Source organism: Bradyrhizobium genomosp. III (genome assembly GCF_000261705.1).
GTDB classification, from domain to species: Bacteria; Pseudomonadota; Alphaproteobacteria; order Rhizobiales; family Xanthobacteraceae; genus Bradyrhizobium; species Bradyrhizobium ottawaense.
In genome coordinates, this window is the sequence record NZ_AJQF01000506.1 from 20,792 (window position 1) to 30,155 (window position 9,364).

A 9,364-nucleotide genomic window follows, 5' to 3' on the forward strand; every position below is an offset into this window, starting at 1 on the left:
CTTGACAGTCAACGTCAATATCAGCGCATGGTGCGCCCTCAGCGAATTTGCAAAGCCGTTGGCCCGTCTCATTTTGACTCCGTCCGGCATCTTTACTCCTCACATGGCTGAGCTTGCGCGAGCGGCAGCAAGTTCTGTTCCACAATGGCGGCATCGGCTAAGTCAGCCTATTTGGCTGTTGGCGTTCATGTTTGCGATTGTTTGTTCGTTGTCTGACAGCCGGGCAGATCTTGTCAGATCCAAAACAGCCTACGATCGCGCGCCGGCTGGTTGCTTTTGGAAACGTAATCAGAAGCTTAAGGTGCCGGGTTAGACCTTGGCACGGCTGTTGCTGATAAGCGGCAGCAACACTGAGTGAGGGCTGAGTGCACGCCGACGTGTAAGGCGAGCGATGCGCTCCTTCCCTTGAACCCGTGTGCCCCCGCTTCTGCGAGGGAAGCAAAGCTCGCAAAAGAAGCGCGCAACGTTTGGCAAATCGGTTGATGGAGAGCAGCATGGCTTCACTAAGACAAATCGCCTTCTACGGGAAGGGCGGAATCGGCAAGTCCACCACTTCGCAGAACACGCTAGCGGCGCTGGCAGAGATGGGTCAGAAGATCCTGATTGTAGGGTGCGATCCGAAAGCGGACTCGACTCGCCTTATTCTGCACGCCAAGGCTCAAGACACGATTTTGAGTCTTGCCGCGAGCGCCGGCAGCGTGGAGGATCTAGAGCTCGAGGACGTAATGAAGGTTGGCTACCAGGACATTCGCTGCGTTGAGTCCGGTGGCCCTGAGCCAGGTGTCGGCTGCGCCGGCCGCGGTGTCATCACCTCGATCAATTTTCTTGAAGAGAACGGAGCCTACGAGAACATTGACTATGTTTCTTACGATGTGCTTGGCGACGTTGTTTGCGGTGGCTTTGCGATGCCAATCCGCGAAAACAAGGCGCAGGAGATCTACATCGTGATGTCTGGTGAAATGATGGCAATGTATGCCGCAAACAATATTTCCAAGGGGATCCTGAAATACGCGAACTCAGGTGGGGTGCGGTTGGGCGGCCTGATCTGCAACGAGCGGCAGACCGACAAGGAATTGGAACTGGCGGAAGCGTTGGCCAAGAAGCTTGGCACTCAACTGATCTACTTCGTGCCGCGTGACAATGTGGTGCAGCATGCAGAGCTGCGTCGCATGACGGTGCTTGAATATGCACCCGATTCCAAGCAGGCTGATCACTATCGGAAACTAGCGGCCAAGGTTCACAATAATGGCGGCAAGGGCATCATCCCGACCCCGATCTCAATGGATGAGCTCGAGGACATGCTGATGGAGCATGGCATTATAAAGGCCGTGGATGAATCAATCATCGGCAAAACCGCCGCCGAACTCGCAGCCTCGTAAAGGCCGCGAGTCGCCGCCTTGCGAAGGCGAGCGACAGATGCCGGTCTCCCTCACCCCCCTTCCCGGGGGGGCCGGCATACTGACGATCGGCCGCGAAAACCAGAGTGCGCCGTGACGAACCACGCATTGTGAAAAACCGCAGAGTTATGTCCGAGCCGCACGTCCTTCCGTTCACGACTGCCTGTGCTGCTGACGCCAATAGCCAGTTGCACAAGGGAATTTCAACCTACCGGCTGCTCACCGGTGAACATCCTGCAAATGCCGATATCGCCATCGACAGCAATCTCGATCGCCATGCCCTGGCGTCTATCCTGGCGGCTGCCACGATGGATGGTGGCTGTCTGTCTGAGAAAGTTGGCCTGTCCGGCGTTGAATTGGCGGTCTTACTGGAGCAGCACTTTCTCCCAACCGGGATCAGGGCCCCGGAGCAGGCCGCGCCCTTCAAGCGGGAAGAGGATGAGGAGATCGCAATGCTTCGCGATCTGTTGCTCAAGCATCGCTCGACGGAAGGGGATATCGGCCGGTGGCTGGCTGCGATGATCGCGCGCCGCGCCATGGAGCCGGACCATCTTTGGGAAGCTCTCGGCTTGCGTGATCGTGGCGAACTCTCGCTCGTGATGAGCCGGCATTTCGCGCCGCTCGCCGCGAGCAATGTCAACAATATGCGTTGGAAGCGCTTCTTCTACCGCATGCTTTGCGAGGACGAAGGCCTTGCGATGTGCACGACACCCGTGTGCAATCAATGTAACGAATTCAACATCTGTTTCGGTGAAGAAAGCGGTGAGAGCCGGATGGCCGAGCGTCGGCGCGATTTGCTGTTGCAGGCCGCAGCATGGCCGGCTGTGTCCAGCGGCCGGGCATCTGAAACGCCAGGAGAGACCGCAGTCGCATCGTTATCCGAAAAGGCTTCACCGCATTTGTAGGCCGCAGGTCGGAGGAGGGCGCGGATCACCAACTTGGATGCGAGCGGACGGCCGTGTGGTTAAGGCGGCAAGATCGAGTGCTAGGCTACAGTTCACCCGTGTTGGTGCGCCGCAACGGACCTGTCGCACCAAAGGGCAACGCGTTCGGCCTCATAGCGCTGTCGCATTTGCCACGATGCATTTGCTGAACAAGGTCATAAAGAGAAGCGTGACTTCTTGCACTAGGTCGGCCGTTAGGATCACAAAGACTGCGGCGGTAACGGCGGGCGCGGTCAACAAAAACATCGCGTCCGCGCAATTATCGAAGCAGATCTTCCGCTTACCATGATGGAGTGCCGCACGGACCCGGGAAAGAGGCGCCGACGCGAGGGTCGACGCAAGGGTGTCGATGAAATATGTGGTCCCTTGCCACAATATCCATGCCGTCTTCGGGCTGTGTAGTCATCAGGAGCTAACGATGGAAAAGGTCAACCAAGTGTTAGGATATACCGGGCCCGCGAACTTCAGGTGTCAGTCATGAGAAGTCTTTCCGCGCCGTCACCGAGTTCTCATCAGATTGAGCGCAACCGCAAAACCCGCGGGCGCGTTGTCGTTACTGTTTCGGATCCGCTCAATGTGGGCGCTCACCAGAGCTAAACCGAAGGAGAATATTCGATGATCAGCTCATCCCCAGCAACCGGTATTCTAGATCGACTCGGCAAGGCCTCATCGGCAGAGGAGTTTTTTTCGCTGCTTGGCGTCGAGTACGACCCTAAGATCGTGAATGTCGCGCGCCTTCACATTTTGAAGCGCATGGGACAATACCTCGCACAGGAGAAATTTGCTGGTGCCGCAGAGCCGGAAATCAGAACTCGATGCAAGGCGATGCTGGAACGGGCATATGGAGATTTCGTGGCATCGTCACCGATCGACGAGCGAGTGTTCAAGGTTTTGAAGGATGCCGTCTCAGACTCCAAGAAGGCTGCGGCCTTCGTTCCTTTGAGCGAGTTGAAGTGACCTAGCGTTCCACTGTAAGCGAAGTCTGTCCGGCGGACGCCGAGGCGCTCCGTTAATGCGGCTTTCTATTTATCGCGGCAAGTCTCTTAGTCATGGCCCGGCCAACGGCTGTCGTATTCCCGACCCATGTCCGGATTATTCGTGACCAGGTATCAGCAGCTGTTTGATGTGTGGCGCAAGCCAATACGTCCCACTGACTTCAATCGTCTTTGCAACTGGTACGACACTTGCTGTTGTCCTGCTGATCTGATCATCGATGCCGACAGATGGTGGCGCCCGCGGTGAGTTTGAAGGAGGACCCATGATGCTGCTTACAGTGCCTGCCGAGCCCCCCTGCGGCATCATATCGAGGCCTACGATGCCGTCAGGTCTGTTCGCAACGGTCTTTGACGCGGTCGCAGTTTCGTAGTGACGGTGAGATGGTAGTCAATAATAGGTGTCCCCTTCGCGCGGCTCTTGCGGCGGCTATGCACAGTAGCGTCCGCATCAAATCGGCCCCCGATCCCGCTCAAATGTGTCTGCATCTCATCGCAGATAGAAACTGCGTTACGAAAAGTGGTGCCCTCCTCCCACACGGAGTGCCAGCGCTGGAGGCTCGGCACGGTCGCGTGACAGAAGCCTTGCCAGGACCTCCATCGATGGTACCGGCGAGGCGCCGCGAACGGACTAGTCAACTAAGGCATGGAAGTGGCCGGTCAGGATCACCTCGTCCTGGCCGGCCACGGTGGCGCTCGTCGAGCCCGGCACCCAAGGATTCAGTTTGCAAGATCCCTCCAAAGCCGGCCGAATGGGTGCGCCAATTGCGACGACGCGTATTGTGGTGCGACTGGTCCGAGCGCGCAGGCGGGCAGAGCAGCCAGCCACTTGCCGGCCAAAAGTGAACTTCGGTTAACGAAAGCGAAAAAGCAACCCGTGGCGCGGGCGCGCCTATCTCCAGAGGAATTTAGACTATGAGCAAGGTCAGCAAAACGGCGATGCCAGCAGGGGCCGGCCGCGGAGCAGCCAAAAAAGAACTGCCGGAGCACTTCAAGTCGTACAAGCACGTCTGGGTCTTCGTCGAGCTGGAGCGGGGCCAAGTGCATCCCGTTTCCTGGGAGCTCATGGGTGCGGGGCGTGGTCTTGCCGACAGGCTAAAGGTGAATCTTGCCGCTGTCGTTGTCGGTCCGGAGGGGCAGCACACACGCAACGCCGCACTTGAAGCCTTTTGCTACGGCGCCGATCTGGCCTATCTCGTGAGCGACAATGTGTTGTCGGATTACCGCAACGAATCTTATACGAAAGCGCTCACCGAACTCGTCAACACCTACAAGCCCGAGATATTACTGTTGGGTGCCACGACGCTTGGTCGCGATCTCGCAGGTTCCGTGGCGACGAATCTATCGACGGGGCTTACTGCCGACTGCACCACGCTGGACGTGGACGCCGACGGTTCACTTGCGGCGACGCGGCCAACTTTTGGCGGCTCGTTGCTCTGCACAATCTATACCTTGAATTACCGCCCGCAGATGGCCACGGTCCGCCCGCGAGTGATGCCGATGCCTGCACGCGTTATGCGCGATGCCGCTCGTATCGTCGTTCATCCGCTCGGCCTTGTAGAAGACGATATAGTCACGAAAGTATTGTCCTTCCTACCCGACCGCGATGCAGAAACTTCCACTCTGGCCTATGCCGATGTTGTGGTTGCGGGCGGCCTTGGACTGGGATCGCCTGAGAACTTCCGGTTGGTACGCGAGCTCGCAGCTCTGCTTGGGGCTGAATATGGCTGCTCGCGTCCTCTCGTGCAAAAGGGCTGGGTTACGTCTGACCGGCAAATCGGTCAGACAGGCAAAACCATCCGGCCGAAGCTCTATATTGCCGCGGGCATTTCCGGTGCGATCCAGCACCGGGTCGGCGTCGAGGGCGCGGATCTGATCGTCGCCGTTAACACGGACAAAAACGCTCCGATCTTCGACTTCGCCCATCTCGCGATCGTCAGTGATGCTATGCAATTGTTGCCAGCCCTGACGGCTGCATTTCGCGCGCGGCTTCTGCCAGATTCCCGCGCCAGGATCGCGGTCTAGAGGAGATATTGATGATTGAAGAGAGATTCAATGCGATCGTGGTCGGAGCCGGTATGGCCGGCAACGCGGCGGCATTGACGATGGCCAAACAGGGCATGAAGGTGCTGCAGCTCGAGCGGGGCGAATATCCCGGATCGAAAAATGTGCAGGGGGCCATCCTCTATGCCGACATGATGGAAAAGCTGATCCCCGAGTTTCGAGAGGAGGCGCCACTCGAACGCCACCTGATCGAACAGCGGTTCTGGATGATGGACGATCGCTCGCATGTCGGCATGCACTACCGTTCGGAGGACTTCAACGAGCAGAGGCCGAACCGCTATACGATTATACGCGCCCAGTTTGACAAATGGTTTTCTTCAAAGGTGCGGGAAGCTGGCGCGATCGTGCTTTGCGAGACCACCGTCACAGAGCTCGCGCAGGACGATCGTAACAGGGTCGTCGGTGTTCGTACAGATCGCCGTGACGGCGAGATACATGCTGACGTCGTCGTTCTGGCCGAAGGGGTCAATGGCTTGCTCGGCACGCGTGCGGGCCTGCGCGCCCGTCCGGCACCCGATAACGTTGCGCTCGCGGTGAAGGAAATGCACTTCTTGCCCCGTGAAACCATCGAAGCACGCTTCAATCTTAAGGGGGATGAAGGCGTCGTGATAGAGGCTGCCGGTACCATTTCCCGCGGCATGACCGGGATGGGTTTCATCTACGCCAACAAAGAGTGCATTTCGCTTGGCATCGGTTGTCTCGTCGCCGACTTCCAACGCACGGGCCAAACGCCGTATGGCCTGCTCGATGAATTCAAAAGGCATCCCTCTGTGGCGCCACTGATAGCAGGGTCCGAAGTAAAGGAATATTCGGCGCATCTCATTCCCGAAGGCGGTTACAAATCGATCCCACAGCTTTATGGGGAGGGCTGGGTCGTCGTGGGCGATGCCGCCCAACTCAACAATGCCGTTCATCGTGAGGGCTCCAATCTCGCGATGACATCGGGCCGTATCGCGGCCGAAGCGATAGGTCTGGTCAAATCGCGCGGCGAACCGATGAGTGCAACAAATCTCTCAATCTACAAAAAGATGTTGGACGATTCTTTCGTCATCAAAGATCTCAAGAAGTACAAGGATTTGCCACCCCTCATGCATACCCACTCCGAAAATTTCTTTCTCACTTATCCGCAGCTTATCTCCAAGGCGATGCAGAACTTTGTGCGCGTCGATGGTACGCCCAAGGTTGAGAAGGAGAAGGCGAGCCTCAAATCCTTTGTCAAGACGCGGTCATGGTCAGGTCTGGTCGGCGATGCTTACCGTTTTGCCAGGGCCTGGCGGTGATCGCGACAGTGTGAAGTCCAACAGTGGAAGGCAAAAGCATGAATGTCGAACCCTCCGTGCGCGTCGAAGACAAGCTGTACTACAACCGTTATCTTGTCGACGCCGGGCACCCTCACGTCAGGGTACGTGCGCACAAGACGCCATCGCCGCAGCTCCTCACACTTTTGAAGGCCTGCCCGGCGCGATGCTACGAGCTCAACGACAACGGCCAGGTCGAAGTTACAGTTGATGGCTGCATTGAATGCGGTACCTGCCGCGTGATCGCCGAGCCGACCGGCGACATCGAATGGAGCCACCCGCGCGGCGGATATGGTGTTCTGTTCAAGTTTGGGTGATGACAGAGCGAAGGGTGGTGCGGCGTTAGCCGACGCAATCTCACTGTATCTGTGGCGCGCTCACTGTCACCTGCATAGCGCCGGGTTGTTTGAGAAGACACCCGTCATCGCAACGCGACGCAAGACGTGACATGCAGATAAGCAGCAAAAGGCTCGTTGTGGCGCCACTGAGTAGCGCCACGATGCCGTCGATCTGATGGCAGAGAAAAGATCAGTCTCCTGCCTGAGGGGAGGCAGGCCCAGCGGCCTCGAGTGCGATCGCCACTGACTGTGTGATCGCAGCAAAGCGCACGGCGGTCTGGATCGTCTCCGAATTGACGCCCGCGGCTCTCAATGTCCTCTCATGGGCATCAATGCAGATACCGCAGCCGTTTATGGAGGAGACAGCAAGCGACCACAGCTCGAAATCGGACTTGTCCACGCCGGGATTGCCAATCACGTCCATGCGCAGCCGCGGCGGCATCGTCTTGTATTCTGGGTTGGAAGCGAGGTGAACGAAGCGGTAGTAGACATTGTTCATTACCACTACGGAGGCCGCAGCTTTCGCTGCGGCGATCGCCACAGATGTCATCACGCCCGAGGCTGCCGATTCCACCGCGGCAATCAGGGCTGAATTGCGGGTGGCAACTGCACTCGCTACCAGCACCCCGTATTTTCGCCGCGGCGAAAGCGTCTCATCGGCCATCAAGGAGGTCAAGTTAATCCTGACATCCTTCGCGAAATCGGGAATCTTGTCGTAGATTTGTTCGATCGGCGACATGCTGCGTCACGCAACCTTCAGTGTTTCCCCGCCGATTTCGCGGTTGCAGGGACAGAGCTCGTCGGTTTGCAGCGCGTCTAGAACGCGGAGTGTGTCCTTAGGACTGCGGCCCACACTCAGATTGGTCGCATAGACGTGCTGAATCGTGTTTTGGGGGTCAACAATGAAGGTATAACGATAGGCAACCCCTTCGGGTGAACGCACCCCGAGGCCATCGACGAGCGTTCCCTTTGTGTCGGCAAATTGCCAGATTGGTAGATTGTGCAGGTCGACATGTGAGCGCCGCCAAGCAAGCTTGCAGAACTCGTTGTCAGTCGAGCCACCCAGTACAACCGCATCTCGGTCAGCGAATTCCTTGGAAAGCCGAGCAAATTCTGCGATCTCTGTCGGGCAGACGAAGGTAAAGTCCTTTGGGTAAAAGAAGATGATCTTCCATTTCTCCGGAAAGCTCATTTCGGTCAGCGTCTCAAACGCACTCTGCCCTTCCTCTTCCTGCGCTTGAAAACCGGGCTTCACGCCTGTGATGTCGAATGGCGGCAACTGACTTCCAATTCCGAGCATGGTGTCCTCACAAACTTGCTTTTGTAGATCGTGACCTCACTGGTGGAGCAAACCATATGCCACGCATTCTTAGACCTAGAATTGGCGCAACAAGACCAGCCCAGCGGCTTGGATACAGGCGCCTTTGAGCACGAAAGTACACGGGCGCTGGCTACGCGGTTGGCGGGAAGACGGCAGCCAGACCTAAACCGAAGCAATCTCGTCCCCGACCGGTAGGCACTGCACAGCCGGCCTGGCCGGGCTATGGCAGTTTGGCGCTCGCCGCTGGTAACTGCGACGTCGTGCCGTTCAAGGTCCACAATCGGCGCGTTCGCAAGGCATCGAGGCGGCGCAGCAGCGGACGCGGGAGCTAAGGCGGCTTCCGCAAATGGCGAAGGGTTTCGATGGGCGTGCGCCGCCCGGTATCGTTCCGACCAATAGCCGCAGCTGGGGTTGAACGGCGCCGGCCGCAAGGCATGTTTTTCGGAACGTCTGTTAAGTCCGGTACGCCTGGCTATCGTAACGATTCGGCGCGCAGGTCCGGTCAGCTCATTCCCGTTGTTTGGCGAATTTGCTGATCGCAAGGAGATGGGGTCCTGCTGCGAAGCGCCCGGGAGACGGCGGGCGCAGCCTCGGCAACCGTTTTTGTCAAGACCGGATTGTTCTGCTGCCGAACGGTTGGGAAATCGAGATCTGTTCTCCCCTCGCAACGTTCGCTTGCGAGCATAATGTGTGTGCCCCCCTCGAGTGCCCTGCACCTGTAAGGTGATGCCTTCCTCGCTGCGCGACATCCAAAGCGGAATCGGCAGGTAGCCTCAAGATCGTCTTTGGCAGGTAAAGAACTGCCCGGAGCGCTATTCGAATCTATCTCATCTAGACTATCGATGATGGCCGCGATCTTGCTGGTGTGTTTCTCGCGTCCAGACATAGCCGTCCAAGGTGCTCATGGGGATGTGGCAGGCCTTGCAAGCCACCGCTCGGCAGCCCGAGCGGAACGGCGCGCGCGACTTCCGCGAAGAGCTATGCGGGATTTTGGGTGACGAGGCGATCAG

General features: G+C 57.8%; 8 protein-coding genes. 6 read left to right on the plus strand and 2 right to left on the minus strand.

Annotation, left to right across the window (positions count from 1 at the left end):
* The first annotated feature begins 494 nt into the window (after positions 1 to 494).
* The 6 genes from nifH (at position 495) to IC66_RS0139270 (ending at position 7,012) form a co-directional block, all read left to right on the plus strand.
* The gene (gene nifH, locus IC66_RS0139240; RefSeq protein ID WP_011084578.1) at positions 495 to 1,379 is read left to right on the plus strand and encodes a nitrogenase iron protein; all 885 of its coding nucleotides are present in this window, start codon (positions 495 to 497) and stop codon (positions 1,377 to 1,379) included.
* Between the two features lie 104 nt (positions 1,380 to 1,483).
* On the plus strand, positions 1,484 to 2,302 hold the full coding sequence (locus tag IC66_RS0139245; RefSeq protein WP_011084579.1) for a nitrogen fixation protein NifQ: 819 nt from the start codon (positions 1,484 to 1,486) through the stop codon (positions 2,300 to 2,302).
* A 654-nt stretch (positions 2,303 to 2,956) separates the two neighbouring features.
* A complete protein-coding gene (gene nifW / locus IC66_RS0139255) occupies positions 2,957 to 3,298 on the plus strand; it encodes a nitrogenase stabilizing/protective protein NifW (protein ID WP_011084580.1) in 342 nt (113 codons plus the stop codon).
* A 950-nt stretch (positions 3,299 to 4,248) separates the two neighbouring features.
* Complete coding sequence (locus IC66_RS0139260) at positions 4,249 to 5,358, plus strand: electron transfer flavoprotein subunit alpha/FixB family protein (protein WP_014497958.1); 1,110 nt, start codon at positions 4,249 to 4,251, stop codon at positions 5,356 to 5,358.
* 11 nt (positions 5,359 to 5,369) lie between these two features.
* Positions 5,370 to 6,677 carry an FAD-dependent monooxygenase gene (locus IC66_RS0139265; RefSeq protein ID WP_038951170.1) on the plus strand — a complete coding sequence of 436 codons (1,308 nt, stop codon included), beginning with the start codon at positions 5,370 to 5,372 and terminating at the stop codon, positions 6,675 to 6,677.
* A 38-nt stretch (positions 6,678 to 6,715) separates the two neighbouring features.
* On the plus strand, positions 6,716 to 7,012 hold the full coding sequence (locus IC66_RS0139270; RefSeq protein ID WP_011084584.1) for a ferredoxin family protein: 297 nt from the start codon (positions 6,716 to 6,718) through the stop codon (positions 7,010 to 7,012).
* 211 nt (positions 7,013 to 7,223) lie between these two features.
* Here IC66_RS0139270 and IC66_RS0139275 read toward each other — a convergent pair whose 3' ends face one another.
* Both IC66_RS0139275 and IC66_RS0139280 read right to left on the minus strand, forming a co-directional pair.
* Positions 7,224 to 7,772, minus strand: a complete 549-nt coding sequence (locus IC66_RS0139275) for a carboxymuconolactone decarboxylase family protein (RefSeq protein WP_011084585.1) — start codon at positions 7,770 to 7,772, stop codon at positions 7,224 to 7,226.
* A 6-nt stretch (positions 7,773 to 7,778) separates the two neighbouring features.
* Positions 7,779 to 8,333 carry a peroxiredoxin gene (locus tag IC66_RS0139280; RefSeq protein ID WP_011084586.1) on the minus strand — a complete coding sequence of 185 codons (555 nt, stop codon included), beginning with the start codon at positions 8,331 to 8,333 and terminating at the stop codon, positions 7,779 to 7,781.
* Positions 8,334 to 9,364: the final 1,031 nt, after the last annotated feature.